The organism is Pseudomonas sp. CCI3.1 (genome assembly GCF_034313985.1).
Taxonomy (GTDB): domain Bacteria; phylum Pseudomonadota; class Gammaproteobacteria; order Pseudomonadales; family Pseudomonadaceae; genus Aquipseudomonas; species Aquipseudomonas psychrophila.
Genome location: NZ_JAVIWO010000001.1, coordinates 380,704 through 406,413, shown reverse-complemented (window position 1 = coordinate 406,413; position 25,710 = coordinate 380,704). Strand labels below are relative to the sequence as shown.

Annotated in this window: 25 protein-coding genes and 1 riboswitch; of the genes, 18 read left to right on the top strand and 7 right to left on the bottom strand. The window is 58.4% G+C overall.

Annotated features, from left to right (window positions below; genetic code table 11):
• Positions 1–29 precede the first annotated feature (29 nt).
• Entirely contained in the window at positions 30–905 is an 876-nt protein-coding gene (locus RGV06_RS01645) for a LysR substrate-binding domain-containing protein (protein ID WP_322149176.1), read from the bottom strand.
• Positions 906–1,014: 109 nt separating this feature from the next.
• On the opposite strand from RGV06_RS01645, the gene RGV06_RS01640 reads away from it, so the two are divergent.
• The 8 genes from RGV06_RS01640 (at position 1,015) to RGV06_RS01605 (ending at position 8,544) form a co-directional block, all read left to right on the top strand.
• Positions 1,015–1,884 carry a phosphate/phosphite/phosphonate ABC transporter substrate-binding protein gene (locus RGV06_RS01640; protein ID WP_082113499.1) on the top strand — a complete coding sequence of 290 codons (870 nt, stop codon included), beginning with the start codon at positions 1,015–1,017 and terminating at the stop codon, positions 1,882–1,884.
• Positions 1,881–2,666, top strand: coding sequence for a phosphonate ABC transporter ATP-binding protein (gene phnC / locus RGV06_RS01635; protein WP_046810758.1), 786 nt, complete (start codon positions 1,881–1,883; stop codon positions 2,664–2,666). Before RGV06_RS01640 ends, phnC begins: the two co-directional genes overlap by 4 nt.
• 2 nt (positions 2,667–2,668) lie before the next feature.
• On the top strand, positions 2,669–3,487 hold the full coding sequence (gene phnE / locus RGV06_RS01630) for a phosphonate ABC transporter, permease protein PhnE (RefSeq protein ID WP_046810759.1): 819 nt from the start codon (positions 2,669–2,671) through the stop codon (positions 3,485–3,487).
• A gap of 112 nt (positions 3,488–3,599) precedes the next feature.
• Entirely contained in the window at positions 3,600–4,691 is a 1,092-nt protein-coding gene (gene psrA / locus RGV06_RS01625) for an iron-containing alcohol dehydrogenase PsrA (RefSeq protein WP_322149175.1), read from the top strand.
• Positions 4,692–4,780: 89 nt separating this feature from the next.
• The gene (locus RGV06_RS01620) at positions 4,781–6,076 is read left to right on the top strand and encodes an MFS transporter (RefSeq protein WP_019827107.1); all 1,296 of its coding nucleotides are present in this window, start codon (positions 4,781–4,783) and stop codon (positions 6,074–6,076) included.
• 54 nt (positions 6,077–6,130) lie between these two features.
• Complete coding sequence (locus RGV06_RS01615; RefSeq protein ID WP_019827108.1) at positions 6,131–6,997, top strand: LysR substrate-binding domain-containing protein; 867 nt, start codon at positions 6,131–6,133, stop codon at positions 6,995–6,997.
• A 55-nt stretch (positions 6,998–7,052) separates the two neighbouring features.
• The gene (gene phnX, locus RGV06_RS01610; RefSeq protein ID WP_019827109.1) at positions 7,053–7,880 is read left to right on the top strand and encodes a phosphonoacetaldehyde hydrolase; all 828 of its coding nucleotides are present in this window, start codon (positions 7,053–7,055) and stop codon (positions 7,878–7,880) included.
• Between the two features lie 160 nt (positions 7,881–8,040).
• A complete protein-coding gene (locus RGV06_RS01605) occupies positions 8,041–8,544 on the top strand; it encodes a PaaI family thioesterase (RefSeq protein ID WP_019827110.1) in 504 nt (167 codons plus the stop codon).
• Between the two features lie 127 nt (positions 8,545–8,671).
• On the opposite strand, the gene RGV06_RS01600 is transcribed toward RGV06_RS01605, so the two are convergent.
• Positions 8,672–9,007 carry an RcnB family protein gene (locus RGV06_RS01600; protein ID WP_019827111.1) on the bottom strand — a complete coding sequence of 112 codons (336 nt, stop codon included), beginning with the start codon at positions 9,005–9,007 and terminating at the stop codon, positions 8,672–8,674.
• Between the two features lie 257 nt (positions 9,008–9,264).
• On the opposite strand from RGV06_RS01600, the gene RGV06_RS01595 reads away from it, so the two are divergent.
• From RGV06_RS01595 to RGV06_RS01560, 8 genes are all read left to right on the top strand, one after another.
• Positions 9,265–10,038, top strand: coding sequence for an SDR family NAD(P)-dependent oxidoreductase (locus RGV06_RS01595; RefSeq protein ID WP_019827112.1), 774 nt, complete (start codon positions 9,265–9,267; stop codon positions 10,036–10,038).
• A 35-nt stretch (positions 10,039–10,073) separates the two neighbouring features.
• Entirely contained in the window at positions 10,074–11,372 is a 1,299-nt protein-coding gene (locus tag RGV06_RS01590) for an MFS transporter (protein WP_322149172.1), read from the top strand.
• A gap of 104 nt (positions 11,373–11,476) precedes the next feature.
• Entirely contained in the window at positions 11,477–12,640 is a 1,164-nt protein-coding gene (locus RGV06_RS01585) for a DUF1624 domain-containing protein (RefSeq protein WP_048351929.1), read from the top strand.
• 33 nt (positions 12,641–12,673) lie between these two features.
• Positions 12,674–12,874, top strand: a riboswitch (cobalamin riboswitch).
• Between the two features lie 118 nt (positions 12,875–12,992).
• Entirely contained in the window at positions 12,993–14,006 is a 1,014-nt protein-coding gene (locus tag RGV06_RS01580) for an ABC transporter substrate-binding protein (RefSeq protein ID WP_046810763.1), read from the top strand.
• Between the two features lie 8 nt (positions 14,007–14,014).
• Positions 14,015–15,019 (top strand): FecCD family ABC transporter permease, encoded by a 1,005-nt coding sequence (locus RGV06_RS01575; protein WP_416146959.1) that lies wholly within the window; start codon positions 14,015–14,017, stop codon positions 15,017–15,019.
• Positions 15,016–15,792 (top strand): ABC transporter ATP-binding protein, encoded by a 777-nt coding sequence (locus tag RGV06_RS01570; RefSeq protein WP_322149171.1) that lies wholly within the window; start codon positions 15,016–15,018, stop codon positions 15,790–15,792. The genes RGV06_RS01575 and RGV06_RS01570 overlap by 4 nt, the downstream gene beginning before the upstream one ends.
• A gap of 22 nt (positions 15,793–15,814) precedes the next feature.
• On the top strand, positions 15,815–16,252 hold the full coding sequence (locus RGV06_RS01565) for a pseudoazurin (protein WP_019827118.1): 438 nt from the start codon (positions 15,815–15,817) through the stop codon (positions 16,250–16,252).
• Positions 16,249–17,592 carry an OprD family porin gene (locus RGV06_RS01560; RefSeq protein ID WP_322149169.1) on the top strand — a complete coding sequence of 448 codons (1,344 nt, stop codon included), beginning with the start codon at positions 16,249–16,251 and terminating at the stop codon, positions 17,590–17,592. Before RGV06_RS01565 ends, RGV06_RS01560 begins: the two co-directional genes overlap by 4 nt.
• Positions 17,593–17,771: 179 nt before the next feature.
• Here the strand turns inward: RGV06_RS01560 and RGV06_RS01555 are convergent, their stop codons facing one another.
• From RGV06_RS01555 to RGV06_RS01535, 5 genes are all read right to left on the bottom strand, one after another.
• The gene (locus RGV06_RS01555) at positions 17,772–18,236 is read right to left on the bottom strand and encodes a copper chaperone PCu(A)C (RefSeq protein WP_046810765.1); all 465 of its coding nucleotides are present in this window, start codon (positions 18,234–18,236) and stop codon (positions 17,772–17,774) included.
• A 29-nt stretch (positions 18,237–18,265) separates the two neighbouring features.
• Positions 18,266–18,871, bottom strand: a complete 606-nt coding sequence (locus tag RGV06_RS01550; protein ID WP_019827121.1) for an SCO family protein — start codon at positions 18,869–18,871, stop codon at positions 18,266–18,268.
• Positions 18,872–19,162: 291 nt separating this feature from the next.
• The gene (gene pssA / locus RGV06_RS01545) at positions 19,163–20,506 is read right to left on the bottom strand and encodes a CDP-diacylglycerol--serine O-phosphatidyltransferase (protein WP_019827122.1); all 1,344 of its coding nucleotides are present in this window, start codon (positions 20,504–20,506) and stop codon (positions 19,163–19,165) included.
• 164 nt (positions 20,507–20,670) lie between these two features.
• Positions 20,671–21,810: a glycerate kinase gene (locus RGV06_RS01540; protein ID WP_019827123.1), complete on the bottom strand. Its 1,140-nt coding sequence runs from the start codon at positions 21,808–21,810 to the stop codon at positions 20,671–20,673.
• A gap of 215 nt (positions 21,811–22,025) precedes the next feature.
• A complete protein-coding gene (locus RGV06_RS01535) occupies positions 22,026–23,123 on the bottom strand; it encodes a sugar diacid recognition domain-containing protein (protein ID WP_019827124.1) in 1,098 nt (365 codons plus the stop codon).
• 158 nt (positions 23,124–23,281) lie between these two features.
• Here RGV06_RS01535 and RGV06_RS01530 point away from each other — a divergent pair, with 158 nt between their 5' ends.
• Positions 23,282–24,598 (top strand): MFS transporter, encoded by a 1,317-nt coding sequence (locus RGV06_RS01530; RefSeq protein WP_322149166.1) that lies wholly within the window; start codon positions 23,282–23,284, stop codon positions 24,596–24,598.
• A 208-nt stretch (positions 24,599–24,806) separates the two neighbouring features.
• Entirely contained in the window at positions 24,807–25,691 is an 885-nt protein-coding gene (gene rarD, locus RGV06_RS01525; RefSeq protein WP_019827126.1) for an EamA family transporter RarD, read from the top strand.
• Positions 25,692–25,710: the final 19 nt, after the last annotated feature.

Here is a 25,710-nt window from a genome sequence, read left to right as displayed (position 1 = left end):
CCAGGGCCGCAATCAGGGCCTACCCTCCTCTATTTGCCCGTTCTCCCACTGCGCTGAGCGCTGTCGAAAAACGATGAAATCAGCCGACTGGCTCGACGTTCGGCCAGGCAATACAGGTAGGTTTCAGTAAAGAGTGGTTCCCCCTCGATACGAATCATGCGAATGCGCGGGTCAGGGATGAATTCGGCTTCAGAGACCACGCCAAGCCCAATGCCGCGCACCACGGCTTCGCGCAAGGCCTCCCGGCTGCCTATTTCCATGGCGATGCGCGGCTCAACTCCGGCCTCGCTCAACGCCTGTTCCATGACCGAACGTGTAGTTGAACCGCGCTCACGCTGCAACATGGGCTGACCTTCAAGTGCCTGGAGTGGCACCGACACATGCTGTGCCAGCGGGTGTTTATGGTGAGCAAACAGCACGATCGCGTGTCGCGCGTAATGCACGGCACAAAGGGCCGGATCATTGTGCAGGCCCGCGAGCACGGCGATGTCAGTGGTGTAGTTTTCAAGGTCGGCCAGGACCTGGGCCGAGTTGCCCACGCGGATCGAAACGTCGATGCGCGGATAGAGCTGATGGTAGCTGTCCACCATCTCGATCACGTGAAATGGCCCTACCGCCCCCAGCTTCAACTGGCCGCTGTCGAGCCGTCCTGAATCGCGCAACAAGTTATGAGCTTCAAGGTCGAGTGCGGCCATGGCTTGGGCGATTGGCAGCAATTGACGCCCGACATCGGACAGTTCGATGCGCCGTCCACGGCGGTGAAAAAGCTCAACATTATTCTCGCGCTCAAGACCTTGTACCTGGGTCGTGAGCGTCGGCTGGCTAAGCCCCAACGCCCTGGCGCCAGCACTGAAGCTGGCATGGCGGGCTACTGCCAGAAAAGCACGCATCCTGGAGGTCGACATCCATAGGCTCCATCAATAGTTAACTGCTTAAACCCATATTGAATTGATCACATGACTGTCACGTGACACTCCTAGCCTGAGGCAACTCCATCCAACCTTTTGGAATGCCATGAAACCCCTCTCTCGATTTTTGCGTGTCGCCAGCCTTTCACTTATCGCTATCGGCGCAATAGGTCAGGCCTGCGCGAACGATAAATTGACCATCGGCCTTATTCCTTCCGAGGACTCACAGGCCATGATCGAAGCCAGCAAACAGGTATTGAGCCGTCTTGAGAACACGCTGGGAATGCCAGTCGTGCCCTATGTCGCGACCGACTACAACGGCATCATCGAAGCGCTGCGCTCAGGCAAGCTCGATGTGGCCTACCTCGGGCCTTTTTCCTATGTGCTGGCGACATCCGTTGCCGATGTGGAGGCTTTCGCGGTCGCTGTCACCAAAAAGACCGGTCAAAGCGCCTACCGCAGCGTGATTGTGGCGCGAAAGGACAGCGGCATTCGCGATCTGGCAGACCTCAAGGGGCACACCTTTGCCTTTGTCGATCCAAGCTCGGCCTCGGGGCATCTGTTCCCCAAAGCTGGACTGGAACAGGCGGGCTTTGATCCCGATTCTTTATTCTCCCGGGTAATTTTCTCCGGGTCCCATGACGCCAGCCTCCTCGCGGTAGAAAACAACAAGGTTGACGCTGCGGCAGTGGCCGATCGTATTTTCAGCAGCGCCGTGTCCAAGCAATTGATTAAACAGGACGACTTCCAGGTGGTCTGGAGCTCGCGGCCGATTCCTGAATCGCCCATGGTCTGGCGCAAAAATCTGGACCCCGCACTCAAGCTCAAAGTGGCCGAGGCCCTGGCCTCGATCAAGGATGTTCCTTGGGGCGACCAGGGTGTGCTGGATGGCTTTCAACCCACCACGGATGCGGCATACGACGTGGTTCGCGACACGGCAAAGGTGCTCGATCTTGATTTGCGGAGCATGAAATGATCAGCATCCGTCAATTGACCAAGCAGTTCGGCGACAACCCGGTGCTACGGGGTATCGACCTGCAAGTGGGTGCCGGCGAATTCGTCGTGATACTGGGCCAGTCCGGCGCGGGCAAGTCCACTTTGCTGCGCTGCATCAATCGTCTGGCCCAGGCTGATTCCGGAGCCCTTAGCGTAGCGGGCATCGACGCACTGGGCTGTGCCGACCCGCGATTCCTGCGCCAGCAAGTGGCGATGATTTTTCAACACCATAATGTGGTGCCGCGCCTTAGCGTATTGAAAAACGTGCTGACGGGGTGCCTGGGCTCTGTCTCGACCCTTGCCTCGGTATTGCAACTGTTCCGCCGTGAAGATATCGAGCTGGCCATGCAGTGCCTGGCCCGGGTCGAACTGGACCACAAGGCTCATCAGCGAACGGATTCGCTGTCCGGCGGGCAGATGCAACGGGTAGGCATCGCCCGGGCATTGGCGCAACGACCCAAAGTGATCCTGGCCGACGAACCGGTGGCCAGCCTCGATCCCAAGACGGCACGGCTGGTGCTGCAATACCTGCGTGATGCCAGCCGCGAGCTGGGCATCACCGTGCTGTGTAACCTGCATCAGGTGGATTACGCCCGTGAGTTCGGCGATCGCATTGTCGGTCTGGCCCACGGCAGCCTGGTGTATGACGGCAGCGCCGAAGGCTTGTGCGAAGCCGACTTGCAGCGCATCTACCCGGGTCAGGCCGCAACCTGCGCTGCACCCTCACCTGCCATGCGCCACTGCGCTGAACTGAGGGGTTGAACATGAAACCGCAGAACTACCACTGGACCGTGGACCTGCCCCGTGGCACACGCAGCTGGCTGAGCACCGGGGCAATTGCCCTGGCGGTGATCATGACCCTGCACTGGAGCGCTCAGGGGGCACAGCTCAGCATCAGTGAACTGGCCCAGGGACTGCCGCAAATCGGTGACTTTCTGGCCCGCACCGTGCCCCCTGACCTGACTATTCTGCCCCGCTTGCTCGCCCCTGCGGTTGAGACTCTGCAGATTGCGATCTGGGGCACGCTGCTCGGTGTATTCATGGCTGTCCCGCTGTCATTTCTGGCGGCCCGTAACCTGAGCCGAAACCGCTTTGTATTCCATGGAACACGCCAGTTCCTGAACATTACCCGCAGCATCAATGAGTTGATTCTGGCCCTGATATTCGTCTCGGCCGTCGGCCTTGGGCCTTTCCCCGGGGTGTTGGCTCTGGCGCTGCATGGCATGGGCATGCTCGGCAAGTTCTTTGCCGAAAGCATCGAGGAAATCGACCAGGGCCCTATCGAAGCACTGCAGGCTACCGGCGCCCGTCCGCTGCAAGTGATCGTGTTCGGGGTGCTGCCGCAGGTCATCACGGCGTGGATCGCAGTGGTGCTCTACCGCTTCGAAGTCAACCTGCGCTCGGCCACTGTGCTTGGCATGGTTGGCGCCGGTGGGTTGGGGTTTGAGTTGGTAAGCAGCCTCAAACTCTTCAAATACCAGGAAACCGCCGCCTGCATCATCGTCATTACCGTCATGGTGGTGCTCGCCGACACCGTATCGAGCCGACTGCGTAACGCCATCCAGAGCGGTTCAAGCCACTGAAGACTGGCCCGTATCGGCACAACCGATTCAAACCTGCGATTTATCGATTTGAGCTGTTGTCGCGTGCCCCCGAGTATGGGGCCACCTGCGACAACAACAAAAAGGACCGACCATGACATCCCGATTCTACAACCCGGTAGAGACACGCTTTGGCTGGGGCAGCCTGCTGGAACTGGCCGATATCACTGAACATCAGACCGTGGCCCTGGTGACGTTTCCCGAGGCGCGGGGGCTGGGCCTGGTGCAGCGCATTGAGGATCTGCTGGGCGATCGCCTGGTGTATGTGATCGAGGATGTACAACCCAATCCGGACGTGGCGCAACTGCGCGGCACATACGAACGGTTCTGGCGCGAAGCCGGTGACTGTCAGGTGGTGGTAGCCGTGGGTGGTGGCAGTGCGATCGACACGGCCAAGGCCTTGATCGTGGGCACCGAATCAGGGACGTTCGATGAGTTGCTGGCACTGCTGTCTACCGGCCAACCCTTTGCACCGGCCCGTAGCAAAATCCTGGTCGCAGCGCCTACCACCGCAGGCACCGGCAGTGAGGTGACGCCCTGGGCAACCATCTGGGATTCACTCAGCCAGAAAAAATATTCCCTGCACCTGGAATGCACCTGGCCCAAGGTTGCCATCGTCGACCCGCAACTCATGCTCACGGTCCCGGCATCGGTCACGGTGTCGACAGGGCTGGATGCGCTGTCCCATGCGCTGGAGTCGATCTGGAATATCAACGGCAACGCAGTTTCAGACACCTTTGCGGTCGCCGCCATTGAAGACATCCTCGAATGCCTGCCGCTATTGCGCAACGACCTGTCCAACCCGCAACTGCGTACGCGCATGGCCCTTGCGGCGCTCAAGGCAGGCCTTGCGTTTTCCAACACCAAGACCGCGTTGGCCCACTCCATTTCTTATGAAATGACCCTTCGCCACGGGTTGCCTCACGGCATTGCCTGCTCGTTCACCCTGCCACTGGTGTTGGGATTGGCGTGGGGGCACGACGAAGTACGGGACCGCACCCTGCAGCGGATTTTTGGTACTGACATGCAGCATGCCCAGCGCCAGCTACGTGAATTCCTGCACAACCTGGGCGTGAAAACCGAGTTCACCGATTACGGGGTGAACGCTGGCGAGGCGCAAGAAATGGTCAGGATCGCCATGCAAGGCGCACGGGGCAAAAACTTTATCGGCTCACGCGCAGCCTAGTTGCCCTTCGGTTATTTCCTGCTGCTCACCTACAGAGTGCCACCCTTGGACCTTGGCCCAAGGGGACGAACAATAATAAGGAAAAGATCATGAATCGTGCCCAAACCCTGTCTGATCTCGCCGTCCCCAGCCCATCGTTTCGCGTGGCCCAGTGGCGCATGCTGCTGGCCGCCATGTTCTGTTATCTGTTTTTCTACACTGGCCGACAGACCTTCGGCTTCGCCATTCCCGGCATCCAGGCGGAGTTCGGGTTGACCAAGGAGACCCTCGGCTGGATCTCGGCTGCCATGCTGTGGGCTTACGCAATTGGTCAGGCCATCAACGGCAACCTTGCGGATAAGTTCGGTGGCCGACGCATCATGACGCTGGGCGCCGTGTTGTCCTGCGCCGCCAATTGGGTCACCAGTTTCGCCAGTGGCTTTGCCAGCCTGATCTTGCCCTGGGGAATCAACGGTTACTTCCAGGCGCTGGGCTGGGCGCCGGGCAGCCGCCTTATCTCTAACTGGTGGAGCGCAGGCGAGCGCGGCAAGGTCTACGGTTTTTATGTGTTCGCTGCCGGTTGCGCGTCGGTGCTTTCGTATGTCACCTCAATCGTTGTGCTCGAAGTGCTGCAACTGGAATGGCGCTGGATCTTCCGCTTGCCCGTTTTACTGATGCTGGCAGGCGGCATCATCTTTTATCTGGTTGCCCGGGAGCGCCCGCAAGATCTGGGCTTTGAACCCCTGACTGACACTGGCGTAGCCAATGCCGATGATAAAAACCATGAAGTGGCTCAGGGGGAGGTCGAAACCTCGGTGCAACGCTACAAAGCGGTGCTCAAAAACTTGCGCCTGATCATTGCTGCCGTGTCCTTGGGTTTCCAGAACGCTGCTCGCTATGGCCTGATCGTTTGGGTACCCGTGCACTTCCTGGGCGCTGACTGGAAAAGCGGCGACAGCATGGTTGATCCAAAGTGGATTACCGTCGCCTTGCCCGTGGGCATGGCCATTGGAGCGCTGAGCAATGGTTGGGTCTCGGACAAGCTCTTTGGCTCCAAGCGCTACCTGGCGATCATGCTTTACATGGTATTGGGAGCGGCGACCAGCCTGTGGATGTGGGTCCTGCCGCCCCATAGCGCAATCGGCCTGGTGGCGTTGTTCCTCTGTGGTTTCTTCGTATATGGCCCGGCCTCGAGCTTTTGGGCCCTGTGCCCCGATCTGGTAGGTGCCAAACGTGCAGGTACAGCCACCGGCGTAATGAACTTTTCGTCCTATCTGTTTGCCGGTCTGGCAGAGCCCCTGATTGGCAGCATGCTCGACAGCACAGGCAATACTTCGCTGATCTTCGTCGTGGTGACCAGCGCCTGCCTGTGCAGTGCAGCCGTCGCATTGTTTATTAGACGGTGAGCATGGCATTGCACTGCTTGAATTGAACAGACAGCCCGGCAACAGGAACCGTTTATGTACCAGTACCACAAGTGGTTGCGCTCCTTTCACGCGGTCGCCAAAACCGGCAGTTTCACCCTGGCGGCCCACTACCTGTGCGTTGGACAGCCTACCGTCAGCGAACAAGTCAGCGCCCTTGAAAAAAAGTTTTCCGTGGAGCTATTCCATCGTCGCGGGCGTTTTATCGAAATGAGTTCGGCAGGGCATCAGCTTTATGTCATCACTCAGGGCCTGTTCGGCCAGGAAGATGAAGCGGTGCAACTGTTGCAAAGCTTCAAGCAGCGAAAAACAGGGATGTTGCGTCTGGGAGCAGTCTCGCCGCCCATTGCAATGAACATGACGTATGCCTTGATGCAGCGCCATCCGGATATTGAGCTGGAAACCTCGTTCTCTACTGAGCGGGAAACCCTGGCGAGGCTGTTCAACTTCGACATCGATGTTGCGATCCTCGCGTTGTCCGAGTTCGATGAACGTTTTCATACACAGTTGTATCGGCGCTATCCAATTATTGCCGTGGTCCGGGATGACCATCCTTGGGCCCGCCAGAGCGAAGTTCACTTCAAGGAAATAAGCGCAGAACGCTGGGTTATGCGCGAACAGAGCTCACGTACCCGGCAACTGGTGGAAGAAAGCTGCAAGCGCCAGGGCGTGGCACTCAACTGCGTGATGCAACTCAATAGTCGAGAAGCCATTGTGCATGCCATCGCCCGGGGTATCGGCATCGGCTTTGTCTCGGCGGTCGAGTATGCAGAAACACCGGGGACAGTCCCCATCACCTTTGTGGATCACCCGCTGTATATCGACTACCACCTGTGCTGCCTGGGTATCCGTAGAAATCGCCCGATGATCGCCGAACTCTTCGACACCAGCGCCGTGCAATAACCCCTACACCCCCGAATACACATTCCCTGAACCCATCACACCCTGGAGACTCACCATGCATTATCAACAACCTGCCCGACTGCAAGCAGTGGTTCTGGACTGGGCTGGCACCGTGGTCGATTTCGGCTCTTTCGCCCCCACCCAGATTTTTGTAGAGGCCTTCGCCGAGTTTGGCGTGGCGGTGAGCCTTGAAGAAGCCCGCGGGCCGATGGGCATGGGCAAATGGGATCACATTCGCACCCTGTGCAACCAACCCCAGATCGCCGAGCGCTATCGTGCAGTCTTTGACCGCCTACCCAGCGATGAAGACGTTACAGCCCTCTACGAACGCTTCATGCCCCTGCAGATCGAGAAAATCGCGCTGCATTCAGCGCTCATCCCCGGAGCCCTTGATGCCATCGCTGCACTGCGTGATCAGGGCCTGAAAATCGGCTCCTGCTCGGGCTATCCGGCAGTGGTCATGGCCAAAGTCGTGGAGCTGGCCAGGGCCAATGGCTACATCGCTGACCATGTGGTCGCTACCGACGAAGTCCCCAACGGTCGCCCGCACCCGGCCCAGGCCCTGGCCAACGTGATCGCCCTTGGGGTGAGCGACGTAGCCGCATGCGTCAAGGTCGACGACACCTGGCCCGGCATCCTTGAAGGCCGCAGCGCGGGAATGTGGACCGTCGCCCTCACCTGCTCCGGGAACGCCCTGGGCCTGACCTACGAACAGTTCAAGGCCCTGCCTGCCGAAAAACTGGCTGCAGAGCGGGCACGTATCAGCCGCATGTTCGAAGGTTCCCGCCCCCATTATCTGATCGATACGATTTGCGAGCTGCCGGGGGTGGTTGAAGCTATCAATGCACGCCTGGCACGGGGCGAGATGCCCCAGAGTTATTGATCCCCGTTGTCACTGGCCGCCTGCAAGGCGGCCTGCAGACAATTCAGACGGTCACGGCGACATCCTTTTCAGGCAAACGAAGATCTCTTGCATAATCAACAAGAAAAGATTCCATGCTTTACGTTAACGTAAAGGGCACAACAGTCAGGATGATCACGGCATGAGTCAGCTAACTCCCTCTTTGCAAGACACCGCCGCGCCCGATGGCGTTTGCTTCGGCTGCGGCGCCAGTAATGCACATGGCTTGCATATCAAGAGCTACTGGCATGAGGACGGTGTGCACGTCATCGCCGAACACTTGCCTGACCCCAAGTATTGCGGTTGGCCCGAGCTGGTATATGGCGGCATGATCGCAATGCTGGTTGATTGCCACTCCAACTGGACGGCCATGGCGTATCACTACCGTCAGGAAAACCGCGAAGTGGCCAGCCAGCCGCGTATCAATTGCGTGACGGGCAACCTGGGGATCAAGTTCATCAAACCCACCCCCATGGGCGTGCCACTGACCCTGCGGGCCAAGGTCGAAGGCGATGTAGGACGCAAGACGCGGATCATCTGTGAGGTTTATGCGGGGGATGTACTCACTGCAGTCGGCGACTCCATTTTTGTGCGCGTCGATACAGGGCAACTGGCTACTGCCGCCCACGGGCGAGAGGCGGGTTAAGGGCCGACTGCAGCCAGTGGCCACTGACGTATCTGTGAAGCTTTGCCCGGTAAAACGCAGTCATGCCATCTCGAGCAGCCCACAGCCTCTCCCGTAGACGTTTGTGAGAGGGTGTGGGCCGAGGGGGTTACTTGCCCTTAACTTTGGTGTTCTGGGTGCGGATCTCCTTGATCACCGCATTCACTCGATTGACCAGCACATAGTGCCCGCTTATTTGTACCCATTGCTCATGCTCATCAGGCTGTGGAAGCCCTTTGGCTTTCCAGTCCTTGATCGCGACCTCTTCCCGTGTGTATTGGTCCGGAGCCTTATCGCCGTTGCCATAGCAACTGCTCAGGTCCATGGACTCGGCCAGTATCTGTCCAGGCTTGCAGTCCCCGGGTTTGTCATCGTCAGCCTGCGCTGCGAAAGGTATGACACACAAAAAACCAGCCATTATTGATGCAGAAATCAAGCTGCGCATGTTCACCTCGTTGTGGTTACCAACCATCGGCCGGTATGGGAATACAGACTTCATGGACAAGCGGCGCAGTGATTACGTTCCGGCTCACTGATCGACGGCAGATCTGTTTGACGTCAATCGGTGGTTTGGGCAGCCATTATTTTGATCAAAATAATTGATCACGAGATCACCAATGACGATTGGACTCCCTTACTAGCCTGAGGTGAAGTAACCACAGGGCCGGTAACAACAATAAGCGGCCGTTTGTGGAGAACAGCATGTCATTCAATATCAGCAGCTTCCAGCTTGATGGTCGTCGTGCCTTGATCACTGGATCAGGCAAAGGAATCGGGCTTGAACTGGCACGTGGCCTTGGCGCTGCCGGCGCAACTGTGGTGATCAATGATCGCAATATCGAAAAAGCCCAAGCCATTGCCGGTCAATTGCGCGATGAGGGCCTCAAGGCAGAATACGCAGCGTTTGATGTCACCCAGCGCGAGCAACTGTTTGCAGCGATCAACGGGTTTGAGGCTGACACGGGCGCCATCGACATTCTCGTCAACAACGCGGGTGTTCAGCGCCGTGCCCCGCTGGAGGACTTTGCCGAAAGTGACTGGCATGACCTGATGCGGGTCAATCTGGATGGGGTGTTCCATGTGTCCCAGGCGGTTGCCCGGCACATGATTGCTCGAGGTCAGGGCAAGATCATCAATATCTGCTCGGTGCAAAGCGAACTCGCACGCCCGACCATCGCGCCTTACGCGGCCTCAAAAGGCGCAGTAAAGATGCTCACCAAAGGCATGTGTGCTGAATGGGCACGCCATGGCATTCAGGCCAATGGCCTGGCACCGGGTTACTTCGCCACAGAGATGAATCGCGCTCTGGTCGACAATCAGGAATTTTCCGAGTGGCTATGCAAGCGCACCCCGGCGGGTCGTTGGGGACGGGTTGAAGAACTGTGCGGCGCCGCCGTGTTTCTCGCCTCCAGTGCTTCGGACTTCATCAATGGTCAGACGCTGTTTGTGGACGGAGGCTTGACCAGCGTTGTTTGACCCGGACCCGCAAAAAACAATAACAAGGAACGCCCATGAGCACTCTTAAAGAACCTGCACTGCCCCTGACCGATATCGGCAGTGCTCAGGTCACGACCAAAGGTTTTGCGTCCAAACGCTGGCTGTACTTGATCCCGCTGATTTTCATCACCTACAGTCTCGCGTATCTGGATCGGGCCAACTATGGCTTTGCCAGTGCGGCGGGGATCGAGCAAGACCTGGGTATTACCAAGGGCATGTCCTCCCTGATAGGTGCACTGTTTTTCCTGGGGTATTTTTTCTTCCAGGTGCCTGGCGCGATCTACGCGCAAAAATACAGTGTGCGCAAACTGGTGTTCTGGAGCCTGATTTTGTGGGGCTTATGCGCCATGGCCACGGGGCTGGTGACCAACATCCCCATGCTGATGTTCATTCGCGTATCCCTGGGAATTGTTGAGGCAGCAGTGATGCCGGCGATGCTGATTTTCATCAGTAACTGGTTCACCCGAAAAGAACGATCACGGGCCAATACCTTTCTGGTACTGGGCAATCCGGTCACGGTGTTGTGGATGTCGGTGGTTTCCGGGTATTTGATTCAGGCCTGGGGCTGGCGCGAGATGTTCGTGATTGAAGGCGCGCCTGCGGTGTTGTGGGCGTTTGTCTGGTGGCGCATGGCAAGGGACAAGCCCGAGCAGGTCGACTGGCTCACCGCTCAGGAAAAAGCACAGCTTGCGGCGACTCTCGCGGACGAACAAAAAGGCATGAAACAAGTCCGTAATTACCGTCAGGCGTTCACCAGTCCGGTGGTCATCCAGTTGTGCTGTGTTCACGCGCTGTGGAGTATCGGCGTGTACGGTTTCATCATGTGGCTGCCGAGCATCATCAAACAGGCTGCGGCGGCGGACATCGTCACTGTCGGCTGGCTGAGTGCAGTGCCCTACGTTGCTGCCGTCGCCGCAATGCTGGCAGTGTCCTGGGCATCTGACAAAACCCAGCAACGCAAACACTTTGTCTGGCCACTGCTGGCACTGGGCGCCCTGGCCTTCTTCTGTTCGTACCTGATCGGCTCCACGCACTTTTGGGTGTCGTTTGCACTGCTGACGATTGCCGGTGCTGCGCTGTACGCCCCCTACGGGCCCTTTTTTGCACTGATCCCGGAGGTTATTCCGGCAAACGTATTTGGCGGCGCAATCGGCCTGATCAATGCGTGTGGCGCATTGGGTGCCTTTGTCGGCTCCTGGATCGTTGGCTACCTGATCGGTCTCACCGGAAATCCCGGGGCGGCCTATATCTTTATGACCGCAGGCGTTTTGTCCTCTGCGCTGCTGATGGCTTGGGTAAAAATTCGGCGCTGAAACACGCCCGATTCCTGCGAATCTTTCTCATAGGGATGACAGCGCAAACGGAAATGTTATAAGGTATCAATACCTTGTATGCATTCCTTGCCTGTGATCCCTCAATGACTACTGCAACCTTAGCTCCACCTCCCAACAAGCGCCTGCTGTCCATCGATGCCCTGCGCGGCCTGGTCATCCTTTTGATGCTGCTGGACCATGTTCGCGAGACGTTCTTTCTGCACCGCCAGGTGTCTGATCCCATGAACGTCGACATCACCGACCCTGCCCTGTTTTTTAGCCGGACCCTTGCCCATCTGTGTGCCCCGGTTTTCGTTTTGCTGACAGGCCTTTCGGCGTACTTGTACGGCGAAAAGTATCAGGGCAAGCGTGATGTATCGGCGTTTCTATTCAAACGCGGGCTGTTTCTGGTGGTGCTGGAGTTCACCCTGGTCAACTTCGCCTGGACCTTCCAGTTACCGCCCTCGGTGATTTACATGCAGGTGATCTGGGCCATTGGCGTGAGCATGATTGCCCTTGCGGCACTGGTCTGGTTGCCCCGTCCGATGCTGCTGGTACTGGGTCTGGTGATTATCGCCGGACATAATCTGCTCGATACCTTGCACTTCCCCGTGGATTCGATGATGCACGTGCCCTGGGCGATTTTGCATGACCGGGGCTGGATAGAGTTCTCGGACAGCTTGCGTCTGCGCACTTCTTACCCGGTGCTGCCATGGATCGGTGTTATTGCGCTGGGCTACTGCATGGGTCCCTGGTTTGCTCGCTCAGCCTCGGCTGCCGCACGCCAGCGTTATCTGTTGCTTGCAGGTACGGGGGCCCTGCTGGGCTTTGTGGTTCTGCGTTTTCTCAATGGTTATGGTGAAGCGCCTTGGGTGAGTCATGACCATGCTACACAGAGCCTGATGAGTTTTTTCAACATCACCAAATACCCGCCTTCGCTGCTGTTTCTGGCCTTGACCCTGGGAGTTGGCCTGTTACTGCTACTGGGCTTTGAGCGGGCCCGTCAACGCACGTGGATCACCACCCTGGCAGTGTTTGGCGCTGCACCGATGTTCTTTTATCTGCTGCACCTATACGTGCTCAAAGTGCTGTATGTAATGAGCGTGGCCCTGTTCGGCCAGAATCAGGGCAGCTACTTCGGTTTCGACAGTATCGCTGCGGTATGGCTGACGGCAGTACTGCTGGCCACATCGCTCTATTTGCCGGTGCGCTGGTTTGCTGCTTTGAAGGCGCGTCGCAGAGATATTGCCTGGCTCAAGTATTTCTGAATCTGACGCCAATTCCATCTGACAAACAAGATCGACTATCATCCCGCCGCCGGTCCCCCCTAACGGGGGGTTAAAAGGGAATCCGAAGTGCCTGTAGTGCACCAAACGGAACTGCCCCCGCAACTGTAGATGACGAGCCTGCTCCGTGTTCGCCACTGGGATAACCCCCCGGGAAGGCTGGAGCCAGGCGATGACCCATCAGTCAGGAGACCTGCCGGCAAAGTCCAAAAACTAACCGGCGGGGTGTCCGGGGAAGGCATCCTTGCTCTCGTGCTCTTGCGCCATCAGCGCTCGGTGATGTGTTCCCGGCTGTACACCTGCGTTTTGTGTACGATCAAATGGAGATTGCATCATGCTGTTGCACCGCGCTGTTACTCTTCTTGCCACCCTCGCCTTGCCTGCATTGGCCCTCGCAGCCCCTACCCAATACCCACTGACGATCGAAAACTGCGGCAGCCCGCTGACCTTTCAGCACGCGCCCATTCGCGCCGTAACCATCGGCCAGGCCGGCACCGAAATGTTCTATGCATTGGGCCTGGGCGACAAGCTGGCGGGCACATCGCTGTGGTTCAACGACGTACCCGCCCGGTACAAGGCACAGAACGACAAGGTCGAACGGCTTGCCGACAACGACCCCAGCTTTGAGTCGGTGATTGGCAAACGTCCCGAGCTGGTGGCCGTGCAACTGGAATGGATGGTTGGTCCGCAAGGCGTGGTGGGCACCCGCGAGCAGTTTCATGAACTGAAAATACCCACCTACCTGATGCCGTCCGACTGTGAGGGCAAGGACAACCTGGTAGGCGCAGACGGCACTCGCTTGCAGGCATTCAGCATTGAAAGTGTTTACAGGAGCATCAGCCAGTTGGCTGAGGTCTTCGATGTGCAGCAACGTGGCGAAGCGCTTAATACCCAGCTCAAGGCCAGCCTTGAGGCATCCACCGATTCGCTCAAGGGCAAAGACCTGAGCCACGCCAGCGCGCTGTTCTGGTTCTCCAGTGCCGACCTGGATATCGACCCGTATGTTGCGGGTCGCAAAGGTATCCCCGACTTCATGCTCAATACCCTGGGCATACGTAATGTGGTTGAGTCCGATGAAGAATGGCCAACCGTTGGTTGGGAAACCCTGGCCAAGGCCAACCCGACGTTCCTGATCATCGCACGCATGGATCGCCGTCGTTTCCCGGCCGATGACGTTGAGAAAAAACTCGAGTTCCTGCGCACCGATCCTGTGACACGCAACATGGATGCAGTCAAAAACAACCGCATCATCATGCTCGATGCCCATGCCATGCAGGCCAGCCTGCGCATGTTCGACGGGCTCGAAACACTCGCCACAGCCATCAATACCTACGACCTGCCCAAATGAGTGCAAGGCTGATGCTCACACTGCTGGCCTGTGTGGCGTTGCTGTTGGCAGTGCTTGCCGGAGTGGCCATCGGTGAGACCCCGATCGCACCCGGCGTGGTGCTGCAGGTGCTGGCCAACAAGCTGTGGGCCGCCGGGTACGTGCTCGATCCGATCGACGAAGGCATTGTCTGGAACTATCGCCTGACCCGTGCGCTGGTGGCTGCGGCGTGCGGTGCGGGGCTGGCGACTTGCGGGGTGGTGTTGCAGTCGTTGCTGCGTAACCCACTGGCCGACCCCTACTTGCTGGGCATTTCTGCCGGAGCCTCGACCGGGGCCGTGCTGGTGGCGGTACTGGGCCTGGGTGCCGGAGCCGTTTCCTTGTCTGCCGGAGCCTTTGCCGGAGCCATTGCCGCCTTTGCACTGGTTATTCTGCTGGCCCGTATCAGCGGGCCAACCGGTGCCAGTGCCCAGATCATTCTGGCGGGGATAGCCGGTTCACAGCTGTTCAACGCCATTACCGCCTTTTTGATCACAAAATCTGCCAGCTCCGAACAGGCCCGAGGGATCATGTTCTGGCTGTTGGGCAACCTCAGTGGCGTGCGCTGGTCCTCGGTCGTGCTGGCGGTACCGGTGGCACTGCTCGGTCTGGTGGTGTGCATCTGGCACAGGCGTGCGCTGGATGCGTTCACCTTTGGTGCAGACTCTGCAGCGTCTCTGGGCATACCGGTGCGCCGGGTGCAATTGCTGCTCATCAGCTGTGCGGCCCTGGTGACGGCGGTGATGGTATCGATTGTCGGCTCCATCGGTTTTGTCGGGCTGGTCATCCCCCATGCCGTTCGCTTGCTGTCTGGCACCGGCCATGGGCGCCTGGTCCCCGTCAGCGCACTGGGTGGTGCATTGTTTCTGATCGCGGCCGATATTCTTTCCCGCACCCTGATCAAGGGCCAGGTGATCCCCGTAGGTGTGGTTACCGCGCTGATCGGGGCTCCGGTTTTTGCGCTGATTCTGATCAGCCGGAGAAATGCCCGATGAGTGATGCTCTCCCTGTATTGAGTTGCAGCAACCTGAGTTACTGCGTGGGTGATGCTCAACTGTTGCAAGGCATCGACTTGAGCGTGCAGCACGGCGAAACCCTGGGCATTGTCGGGCCCAACGGCTCGGGTAAATCCACGCTGCTCAAACTGCTGGCCAATGTGCGAGTCCCCAGCATGGGCGAAGCCTTTATCCACGGGCAATCACTCAGAAAAATGAACCAACGCACCATTGCGCAAAAACTGGCGGTGGTTGAACAGCATGCTGATACCCATGATGCCATTGGCGTATTCGATGCTGTGGCCCTGGGCCGTACCCCCTGGCTGTCAGCATTGAGCCCGTGGACTGCCCACGACACGACCATCGTCGAGCAGGCCTTGAGCGATGTGGATGCGGCACACCTGCGCAGTCGCACTTGGAGAAGCCTCTCGGGAGGTGAGCGCCAGCGTGTTCACATCGCACGAGCCCTGGCCCAGCGCCCGCAGATCCTGTTGCTGGACGAGCCCACCAATCACCTTGATATCCAGCACCAGCTGGCGATTCTAAAAATGGTCAGCGCACTGCCCGTGACGACCCTGATCGCGTTGCACGATCTCAACCAGGCCTTGAACTGTGATCGACTGGCGATCCTTGAACGTGGCCGCTTGGTAGCCTTGGGCAGACCTTCGGAAGTCCTGACCCCGCAACGCCTTCACGCCACATTCGGCGTCCAGGCCCATTATTTGATCGACCCTTTTGACGGCGCGCAAATTTTACGAATGCGCCCCTTTTGAACCTTTTAATTGAGAGCCACCCATGCGTAACTCTTCCATTGCCCTGCTGCTGACTACTGCCCTGCTTTGCTCATCGGCATTGGCGCAGACCCACGAAGTAAAAATGCTCACCCGCAGCGCCACTGCCGGCATGGTCTATGAGCCGGATTACCTGCAGATTGCGCCCGGTGACACGGTCAAGTTCATCCCGACCCAAAGCGGTCACAACGCCGCCACCTTGCCCGAGCTGTTACCCGAAGGCGCGCAGCCTTTCAAGGGCAAAATTAACCAGGAAATCGAGCAAACATTCACCATTCCTGGGCTCTACGGCATCCAGTGCATTCCGCACCTGGCTATGGGCATGGTGATGTTGATTCAGGTCGGAGAGCCTTCGGATCAGCCACCCCAACTGCCCGCCACGCTGCCAAAGCGTGCACTTGACCGCTTGAACGCGTCTCTTCAACAACAGGTGACCCAATGAACCCCGTTCGATCGCGCTCCGCGATCCTGATCGCCCTCGCAAGTCCGATGGCTTTTGCCGAGTCGGCGCAGGAACAAGCCAACGGCTTTATTGAAGACAGCACCTGGAGTGTGCTCAACCGTACGGTCTACGACAGCCGAGAATATCGCCACGGCGCCAGCAACAGCGGCGCCCGCAATGCCTATAAACCGCGCTCTGAACGCAATGGCTATGCCGAAGAGTGGGCTTACGGGTTGATGGGTACGCTGCAGTCGGGGTTCACCCAAGGGTTGATCGGCGTCGGGGTTGATGCCCATGCCTATATGGGGCTCAAGCTGGACAGCGGCGGCGGACGCGCAGGCAAGGCGCGGCTGCTCGGGCTGGATAACGACGGCTACCCCAAGGACAACTACGGCCGCGGCGGCGCGGCGGTAAAACTGCGCATGTCCAACACCGTGCTGTCCTATGGTGAACAGCGGGTCAAGACACCGGTTTTCAGCTCCTCCGACAGCCGCCTGCTACCCGAAACCGCTACTGGAGTGTTTCTGACCAGCAACGAAATCAATGACCTGAAAATGGTCGGCGGGCACTTCACCGAGAGCACTGACCGCAATGCCAGCAGCCACGATCAGGGCTTTGTGGTGAACTATTCGAACGGGCCCAAAGGCAATGCCTTCGACCTCGCAGGTGTTGTCTACACCCCAAGCAAGAACCTCAGCGCCAGTCTCTACAGCTCCCGCTATGAAGACACCTGGAACCAGCATTACCTGGGGGCCGTCTTCAGCCACGCCATTGATGAAAACCGTTCCCTGTCGCTGAACCTGAACCTGTACCGCACCACCGATGAAGGTAAGGCGCTATCAGGCAACATCGACAACACCACCTGGAGTTTGCTCAGCACCTATGCCCAAGGCCCCCACAGTTTCAGCCTGGGATATCAGAAAGTGCATGGCGACACACCGTTCGATTATGTGACCCGGGGGGCAATATTCCTGACCAATGCTGTGCAATTGTCTGACTTCAACGCACCTAACGAGCAGTCGTGGCAAGCACGTTACGATCTGGCAATGACCCCCTGGGGTATGCCTGGGCTGGTATTCAGTGCCGCATACGTGCGTGGCAGCCAGATTGACGGCAGTCATGTCGACCCTCGGGGCGGCTATGCGTATTTGGGCTATGGCAAAGGCGGGAAACACTGGGAGCGGGATCTGGAAGCACGTTACATCATCCAGAGCGGAGCGGCCAAAGGCACCATCATGTCATTGCGACACAATGTTCATCGCGGCAACAAGGCACAGGCAGAACTGGACACCGACCAGATACGTCTTGCGGTTGAGTACCCGCTGACGGGGCGTTTCTGATCGGTTTGACACACATTTAAAACCCATCCCCCTGTAGATACTCTGTTGTAGGTCAAGCCCTACTGTGGGAGCGAGCCTGCTCGCGAACGACCTTCGCGAGCAGGCTCGCTCCCACAGTTGCCGTTGTCCTGTAGCCTCGTTCCTTCGGCAGCTGCTACACGAATGTTGCAACGTTTGGTTTAGTGCATCGCACCATGGTCGTGATGCATCGGCATGCTGTTCAATGCCCGAGCCTGGGCCTTGACCTCAATCGACTCTTTTACCCCTTTGCTGTCTTCGACAATCAGGGTCAACGGTACCTGGTCACCGACTTTGATCTGCCCGACCAGGTCAATCAGCATCACGTGATAGCCCTCAGGCACGATGGCAACGCTCTTGCCCGCCGGCAATGGCACCGATGCAACAGGCTGCATGCTCATCACGTCGTTTTCCATCTTCGATTCGTGAATTTGCACGGTCTTGGCAGCAGGAGACTGGACTTCAACCAGCTTGCTGTCGCTACTGGCCGTGATGTGCATGAAGGCGCCGGTCGAAGGCTGCCCGGCAACAGTTGCACGGACCCAGGCATCATCAACAACAGTTTGCGCTGAAACGTGCAGGCTCATGCCCAGCAGCGACAGCAACAGATAGTTCACAGGCTTCATAGGCTTGACTCTTTTAGAGGAGGCGTTGATTAACAGACGGACATGACTGTCAGCAAATCTTCAGTGCATTGCTTGGCCGACAGCGACGGCGACAAACCAAGGCGCAAAACACCGCGGGAATCGAAGACGAAACTGGTGGCTGTATGCGACATGGTGTACGAGTCACCCGTAGGGATTTTTTCGTAGAACACCTTGAATTCTTTAGCTGTGGCCGCCGTTTCTTCCAGGGTGCCAGATAACGCAATAAAGCTCGGGTCGAAGGCTTTTACGTAGGCATCGAGCATGGCTGGCTTGTCACGCTCAGGGTCAAGGGTAATAAAAACCACCTGCAACCGGTCACCGTCAGGCCCCATCATTTTCTTCGCCTGTGCGGCGCGAGCCAAGGCTGTCGGACATACCGCCGGACACTGGGTAAAACCGAAGAAAATCATCGGCATCATCCCCCGAAAGCTACCCAGCATCATCTCGGTACCCTCGGCATCCCTGAGCTTGAACTTGCGCCCCAGGATTTCATTGCTCAAGTCTTTTCCGTACTTGTATGACAAACCGCTGCCACTGTCGCAACCTGCGATCAAGCCCAGGCTGAGCAAGCCAAGACCGGTGACTACGCGGCGGCGAGTCAGTAATTCATTCATGTAAGGTTCCTTTAAGCGGCCCTTCAAACGATAAAGGCCTTTACCCTGCGCACTATGAGGCAGGTGTGTACGCTGCCCGATTCCTGGTCTGACCAGGCTCAGTGCGCACGATTGCTGTGGGATAGACGTGTTGCTTGGGCGCAGAATTTACCACTGTCCCTTGTACGTCGCACGGCGCAGGCGCCCCTGAATGGTGCGCATCGCCTCCTGAAGCCAGTAAAACCGGGCGATCCAGCAAGGCCTGCGACAAATCGACTCAGGACCGCTTTCGAAGCGTCGCACCGGCGCTCCTTAAAGAATCCGGTACAACAAGCGTTCGATCCGTACCCGGCTGACGCGACGCAAGAACTTGGCCACCGCGGGCGGGTAATCCGCCAGTGTTTCCAGGTTTTTAAAGTTATCGATGCGCTGGGTATGGGCAAAGATGGCGTCCAGTTCCTTGCGTCGCGGTTCCAGCAATTCACGACGTGGATCATCAATCAGCAAGCCGTTTTCCAGATCCAGGCGGAACGCCCGCGGATTGAGGTTATTGCCGGTCAGCAAGGTATAGCGGTCATCCACCCACATGCCTTTGAGGTGGTAGGTATTGTCGCCTTCGCGCCACAAATGCAGGTTCAACAGACCGTTGTCGATCATGCGCTGATGACTCTTGGCGAACCGGCGCAGGCTCAACTCATACAGATACGGTAACGCCGCGATAACCCTGAAAGGCTCATTCGGCGGGATGTAGAAGTCGTTGGCTGTCTTGTCGCCCACCACGATATCAATCCGCACCCCTCGTTCCAGGGCCCGATTGATTTCCCGAGTCACGGGCAGTGGCAGGTTGAAATATGGCGTACAAATGGTCAGTTGCTGCTGACTGCAGGCAATCAGTTCACAAATCACCCGGCTCAGCGGGTTGTTCTTGCCCACGCCCAGTAACGGGCTGACCGACAGGCCAAAGTGACCGACAGTGCCGGCGCTGGTGTCGTAGCTGGCTTTTTTCAGATGGCTGCGCAGATCACCAATGGCACTGCGCAAGCTGCGGGTTGTCGGCAGTGTTGGCAAGTCAAGGCGATGCACCGCCCTGGTCTCGATCAAGTCTTGCTGAACAAAGCGCTGCATGGTGTCGGCCAACGGCTTGTTGTGCAGCACGTGGTAACGGTCAAAGCGGTACTTGTCGAGTTTGTGCAGGTACACGTTATTCAGGCTGGCGCCGCTGTAGATCACACAGTCGTCAACGATGAAGCCCTTGAGGTGCAGCACGCCGAACAGCTCGCGGGTCTGGACCGGCACACCATAAATCGGCACATGGGTGGCGTGGGATGCGGTTTGCGCCTGATACCAGGCCGCATTGCCGGGCTGCTTGCCTGCACCGATCAGCCCGCGCTGGGCACGCAGCCAGTCGACGACAACGGCGATTTCGAGTTCGGGACGCGCCGCTTTGGCGGCATGCAAGGCGTCCATGATTTCCTGCCCGGCCTCATCCTGTTGCAGGTACAAGGCCACCAGTGTGATGCGGTGGCGTGCGCCTGCAATCTGCTCCAACAGACAGCGACGAAAATCCGCTGCGCTCGGCAGGATACTGAAAGCATCGGCAGATAACGGAAAGCTGCGCAGTTTAGGCAGCAAAGAGCGTTTGAAGAGCGACGGCATAGGGCTCGCTAAGGGTCGAATGCGAAGAGCCGCAAAGCTTACACCAAAGTTTGCAATGAAACCTCAATGTGGGAGCGGGCTTGCTCGCGATGAGATCGCCCTGGTTTGACAGGCAGAGCGAGTTATCCGAATCGACGCACCGTCGCTCCATCACGCTTTATGTGTCATGAAAATTTGGCAAGGCTCAACAACCGCGCAATATCCCGCGCCCGGTCAGTGAGCAATGGCGCCGCCCGGGTGCAGGCGTCCTGCAGGGTCATCGGGCCGCTGACAATTGCAAATGCCGCGTTGATGCCGTGCTCGTACAGCGCCTGATACCCCTCGCCCAACGTGCCTGCCAATACCACTACCGGAACACCTTCAGCGCGGGCGATGCTCGCCACGCCAAAGGGGGTTTTGCCGCGCAGGGTCTGGGCATCGAAACGGCCTTCACCGGTAATCACCAGGTCTGCCCCCTTTACAGCCTCGGCCAGCCCCACCAGCTCGGCAACCACTTCAACGCCTGCACGAAACTGCGCGCCGAGGAACGCCTTGGCAGCAAACCCCAGGCCTCCGGCTGCACCCGAGCCTGGTTCCTGACGCACATCCTTGGGCAAAACCTTTGCACAGTGATCGGCAAAATGCCCCAGCGCCTGATCCAGCAACTGCACGTGTTCGGCAGATGCACCCTTTTGCGGGCCAAAGATTGCCGAAGCACCGTGCTCGCCACACAGCGGGTTGTTGACGTCAGCGGCAATTTCAAAGCGTACCTCGGCCAGACGCGGGTCCAGGCCTGCCAGCTCGATACGCGCCACATGGGCCAGCGCCAGGCCGCCGCGCGGCAGACTGTTGCCCTGGGCGTCGAACAAGCCCAGGCCCAGCGCCTGCAATGCACCGGCTCCGGCATCATTGGTAGCACTGCCGCCGATGGCCAGGATGACCCGCCGTGCGCCGGCATCCAGCGCGGCCTTGATCAGTTCGCCAGTGCCGAAGGTGCTGGTGATGCAGGCATTGCGCTGCTCCTGTTTCAGCAGTTGCAAACCGCTGGCTTCGGCCATCTCGATGATTGCCGTGTGGCTGTCAGGGAGCCAGCCCCAATGGGCCTCGACCGGTGCACCTAGCGGGCCTTGCACATGATTGCGGCGCAACTGGCCATTGCCTGCGGCGACAATCGCTTCGACTGTGCCTTCGCCGCCATCGGCCATCGGGCATTTGACCAGTTGTGCGTGAGGCAATGCGTCAGCCAAACCGGCGGCAATCGCATCAGCGACTTTTTCGGCACTCAGGCTGTCTTTGAACGAGTCGGGGGCAATCACGATTTTCATTGGGCGAATCTCCAGTTCTTATACCCTCCATGCTGCCAGCAACCGGTCAGAAACACGCCAGTCAGGCGCACAAGCATTCAAGGGCTTTGTTGTTCATTTGGACAAGTTGCCTTGTTGCAGGCGCTATGGTGGGAGCGGGTTTACTCGCGATGGCATCACCGCGGCGCGACCTAAACACCGCGTTGCCCGTATCGCGAGCAAGCCCGCTCCCACAATCACGTCTGTGCCAGCAACTGCACCCCCAGATACAGGGCCAGCATGCCATTGAGACTCAGCGGATCCACGCCGCTCAGTTCAGCGATGCGCTCCATGCGATAACGCAGGCTATTGCGATGAATGCCCAAGGCGTCGGCGCATGCCTGACTCTGGCCGTCGTGATCACACCAACTGCGCAGCGTGGTAATCAGTTGGCCGTTGGCGTCCTTGGCCACCACTTTGTGCAACGGGCCAAGCAGCTCCTCCAGCGCATCGTCATTGCGATGACGCCACAGCATCACCGGCAAGCGGTATCGATTGAGCGTCAACAACCGGGTCTGGGGCAGCACATCGCGACCATAGGCCAACAGATCGCCCACCCGGCGATAACAGCGGCGCAACCCCTTGAGGGCATCGGCCTGCCCACCTGCGGCAATCCGTAAGACCTTCCAGCCCTGAGCGTCGAGTTTCTCGAGCAAGCGCACATCATCCAGCGCGGCTGTTGCCGGTCGACACCACAACAATGAACCCGTGGCGGGACTGACGCACCAGCTGTCCGGATAGCGTGAATGCAGCCATACACTCAACGCCTCGGCACTTTGCCCCTTGCCCAGCTCAAACAAATACGGAATCCGCGCAAGCTGCGGCTTGAGCCCCAGTTGCTGGGCCTCATCGATCAGCCGCGGCGAGTCTCCCCCTTCGCTGAGCAACAATGCCACCAAATCATCACAGCGCTGGCGCCGCCATTGTTGCTCCGCCTGCTGATAGCGCTGGCCCACGAGCATTTCAGCGGTCATGCGTACCAGTTCGGCGTAAGTACGCAGCAACTCGGGCTCACCCGTAAGGCCCAGCACACCGATCAGTCGCTGATCGAGCAACAACGGCAAGTTGATGCCCGGCTGCACGCCTTTAAGGCACTTGGCCGCCTGGGCATCGATTTCCACCACCCGTCCATTGGCCAGCACCAATTGCGCCCCTTCGTGCCGGGTATTGATACGCTCAGGCTCGCCGCTGCCCAGGATCAGGCCCTGGCTGTCCATCACGTTTACGTTGTACGGCAAGATGGCCATCGCGCGATCCACGATGTCCTGCGCCAAATCATGGTCCAGTTCAAACATAAGGTGACTATCCTTGGATACATTTGTTCACGGGCACAGGCGACTCGGCAAAATGCTGTGCGACAGCACAAAGACAGCGGCGTTGTGGTGACCGAGACTCAAGCTGCGGTCAACGTTACCCCTGGATCGTGAAAAAACATAATAAAGAGAGACATAAGATGTCACAGAGCGCCCCCGCATCGCCGATCAGCGATGACGACAAAAACGCCATCTACAAGCGCATCACCTTGCGCTTGATCCCCTTCATTTTCATCTGCTATCTGTTCAATTACCTGGACCGGGTAAACGTTGGCTTTGCCAAACTACAGATGCTCGACGCACTCAAATTCAGCGAAACCGTTTACGGCCTGGGCGCCGGGATTTTCTTCATCGGCTACGTGTTGTGCGGCGTACCCAGCAACCTGGCATTGACCAAATTCGGCCCCAGGCGCTGGATCGCCGTGATGATGATCAGCTGGGGTACCCTGTCGACCTGCCTGATGTTTGTCACCACCCCCACCGGGTTTTATACCCTGCGCCTGCTGACCGGTGCCGCTGAAGCGGGCTTCTTCCTAGGCGTGGTGCTGTACCTTTCGCAGTGGTTCCCAAGCTTTCGTCGTGGCCGGATTATGGCACTGTTCATGTGCGCCATCCCTGTATCGGGCCTGATTGGCGGGCCATTCTCGGGCTGGATTCTCAGCCACTTCGCTGCAGGCCAGGGCGGCCTCGCCGGCTGGCAGTGGATGTTCCTGCTGCAAGGCATCCCCACTGTAGTGTTGGGCGCCCTGGCGATCTTCTTGCTCAGCGACAGCTTTGCCAACGCCAAATGGCTGGGGGCGCATGAGCGCGCCGTACTGGAAGCGGACCATCGCCTTGATGCCGCCAGCAAACCCGCCTCATCGGCCACCGACTCACTCTCTGCCGTGTTCAAAAACCCGGCCATCTGGGCCTTCGGCCTGATTTACTTCTGCATCCAGAGTGGCGTGTACGCCATCAACTTCTGGTTGCCGTCGATCATCAAGAGCTTGGGCTTCAGCGATACGCTGGTGATCGGCTGGATCAGCGCGATTCCTTATCTGCTGGCGGCGGTGTTCATGCTGCTGGTAGGTCGTTCGGCAGACTTGCATAAGGAGCGCCGCTGGCATTTGGTAGTACCGATGCTGATGGGCGCCATTGGCCTGGTGATCGCGGTGAATTTCGCCGCGCACCCGGCCATTGCGATTCTGGGCCTGACTATCGCCACCATGGGCGCACTGACCGGCTTGCCGATGTTCTGGCCAGTCCCTACCGCAATGCTCAGCGCGGGCGCAGCCGCTGGCGGCCTGGCACTGATCAACTCAATGGGGCAAATGGCGGGCTTCCTTAGCCCGTATCTGGTGGGTTTTGTCAAAGACGCCACCGGCTCCACTGACGCGGCCCTGTACTTTCTGGCCGCGGTAATCGTGGGCGGGAGCCTGCTGGCACTGCGCATGACCCGGGGCATTAAAACCCCATAATCAAGCACAGCCTGCAGGAGCATGGCTTGCCCGCGATGGTAGCGCTGCGGTTTGACTCTGAAACCGGGTTGCCTGACAGACCCCAGTGCCTGCATCGCGAGCAAGCCCGCTCCCACAGACATTCCTAATCAAGGATTTGCCCTACAGCTCGCAGGGCCTCAAGCTACGCACTTCTAATAATCAAAATGCGTGTTTCAACGAGGCTGTTGTGTCCAAAGGTATTGTTCTGTCTGTTCTGGCATCGAGCCTGTTCGGTGTCATGTATTACTTCACATCCCTGCTCTGGCCCTTGAGCGGAGCCGAAATTTTCGGCTGGCGGATGCTTCTTACCCTGCCCTGCATGACGCTGTTCATGTGCTTCTCCGGTGATTGGCGGCTGGTTCCGGCGATCTTCGCGCGACTACGCCAACAACCCAAATTCTGCGGCGTACTGGTCGTATCCAGCGCACTGGTCGGCGTTCAACTCTGGCTGTTCTTGTGGGCGCCGCTCAACGGCCACAGCCTTGATGTATCGCTGGGCTACTTTCTGTTGCCACTGACCATGCTGCTCACCGGGCGCTTGGTGTATGGCGAGCAGCTGTCCCATCTGCAGAAAATCGCCGCCGCACTGGCAACCCTCGGGGTCGCCAATGAGGTGTACCGGGTGGGCGGGTTCTCCTGGACCACTCTGGTGGTGGCCATTGGTTATCCCTTGTATTTCGTGTTGCGCAAGCGCGCAGGCACCGACAACCTCGGCGGCCTGTGGGTCGACATGCTGCTGCTGATGCCCGTGGCGTGGTGGTTTGTACAAAGCGGTGAGCAAGGGTTTGATGTCGCGAGCCATCGCCCGGCGCTATACGCGCTGATCCCGGTACTGGGCGGCATCAGTGCTCTGGCGCTGATCAGCTACATCCTGGCCAGCCGGATGCTGGCTTTCAGCCTCTTCGGTTTGCTCAGCTATGTGGAGCCCGTATTGCTGGTGCTGGTTGCATTGCTGCTGGGCGAAAGCATCACAGCGGGACAATGGATGACTTACCTGCCGATCTGGCTGGCAGTGGTGGTGTTGATCTTCGAAGGGTTCAAGCACTTGGTGCGTCAGCGCCGATCGATGTAAATGCGTTGAATGCGAGGGG

Coding starts and splice junctions, on each gene's coding strand:
- RGV06_RS01580 (WP_046810763.1), top strand. CDS start 12,993: ATGCTGTTGCACCGCGCTGTTACTCTTCTTGCCACCCTCGCCTTGCCT.
- RGV06_RS01640 (WP_082113499.1), top strand. CDS start 1,015: ATGAAACCCCTCTCTCGATTTTTGCGTGTCGCCAGCCTTTCACTTATC.
- RGV06_RS01585 (WP_048351929.1), top strand. CDS start 11,477: ATGACTACTGCAACCTTAGCTCCACCTCCCAACAAGCGCCTGCTGTCC.
- RGV06_RS01535 (WP_019827124.1), bottom strand. CDS start 23,123: ATGTTTGAACTGGACCATGATTTGGCGCAGGACATCGTGGATCGCGCG.
- RGV06_RS01570 (WP_322149171.1), top strand. CDS start 15,016: ATGAGTGATGCTCTCCCTGTATTGAGTTGCAGCAACCTGAGTTACTGC.
- phnX (WP_019827109.1), top strand. CDS start 7,053: ATGCATTATCAACAACCTGCCCGACTGCAAGCAGTGGTTCTGGACTGG.
- RGV06_RS01615 (WP_019827108.1), top strand. CDS start 6,131: ATGTACCAGTACCACAAGTGGTTGCGCTCCTTTCACGCGGTCGCCAAA.
- RGV06_RS01620 (WP_019827107.1), top strand. CDS start 4,781: ATGAATCGTGCCCAAACCCTGTCTGATCTCGCCGTCCCCAGCCCATCG.
- RGV06_RS01605 (WP_019827110.1), top strand. CDS start 8,041: ATGAGTCAGCTAACTCCCTCTTTGCAAGACACCGCCGCGCCCGATGGC.
- RGV06_RS01560 (WP_322149169.1), top strand. CDS start 16,249: ATGAACCCCGTTCGATCGCGCTCCGCGATCCTGATCGCCCTCGCAAGT.
- RGV06_RS01600 (WP_019827111.1), bottom strand. CDS start 9,007: ATGCGCAGCTTGATTTCTGCATCAATAATGGCTGGTTTTTTGTGTGTC.
- RGV06_RS01565 (WP_019827118.1), top strand. CDS start 15,815: ATGCGTAACTCTTCCATTGCCCTGCTGCTGACTACTGCCCTGCTTTGC.
- RGV06_RS01590 (WP_322149172.1), top strand. CDS start 10,074: ATGAGCACTCTTAAAGAACCTGCACTGCCCCTGACCGATATCGGCAGT.
- phnE (WP_046810759.1), top strand. CDS start 2,669: ATGAAACCGCAGAACTACCACTGGACCGTGGACCTGCCCCGTGGCACA.
- psrA (WP_322149175.1), top strand. CDS start 3,600: ATGACATCCCGATTCTACAACCCGGTAGAGACACGCTTTGGCTGGGGC.
- RGV06_RS01540 (WP_019827123.1), bottom strand. CDS start 21,810: ATGAAAATCGTGATTGCCCCCGACTCGTTCAAAGACAGCCTGAGTGCC.
- RGV06_RS01550 (WP_019827121.1), bottom strand. CDS start 18,871: ATGAATGAATTACTGACTCGCCGCCGCGTAGTCACCGGTCTTGGCTTG.
- RGV06_RS01595 (WP_019827112.1), top strand. CDS start 9,265: ATGTCATTCAATATCAGCAGCTTCCAGCTTGATGGTCGTCGTGCCTTG.
- phnC (WP_046810758.1), top strand. CDS start 1,881: ATGATCAGCATCCGTCAATTGACCAAGCAGTTCGGCGACAACCCGGTG.
- pssA (WP_019827122.1), bottom strand. CDS start 20,506: ATGCCGTCGCTCTTCAAACGCTCTTTGCTGCCTAAACTGCGCAGCTTT.
- RGV06_RS01555 (WP_046810765.1), bottom strand. CDS start 18,236: ATGAAGCCTGTGAACTATCTGTTGCTGTCGCTGCTGGGCATGAGCCTG.
- RGV06_RS01530 (WP_322149166.1), top strand. CDS start 23,282: ATGTCACAGAGCGCCCCCGCATCGCCGATCAGCGATGACGACAAAAAC.
- RGV06_RS01645 (WP_322149176.1), bottom strand. CDS start 905: ATGTCGACCTCCAGGATGCGTGCTTTTCTGGCAGTAGCCCGCCATGCC.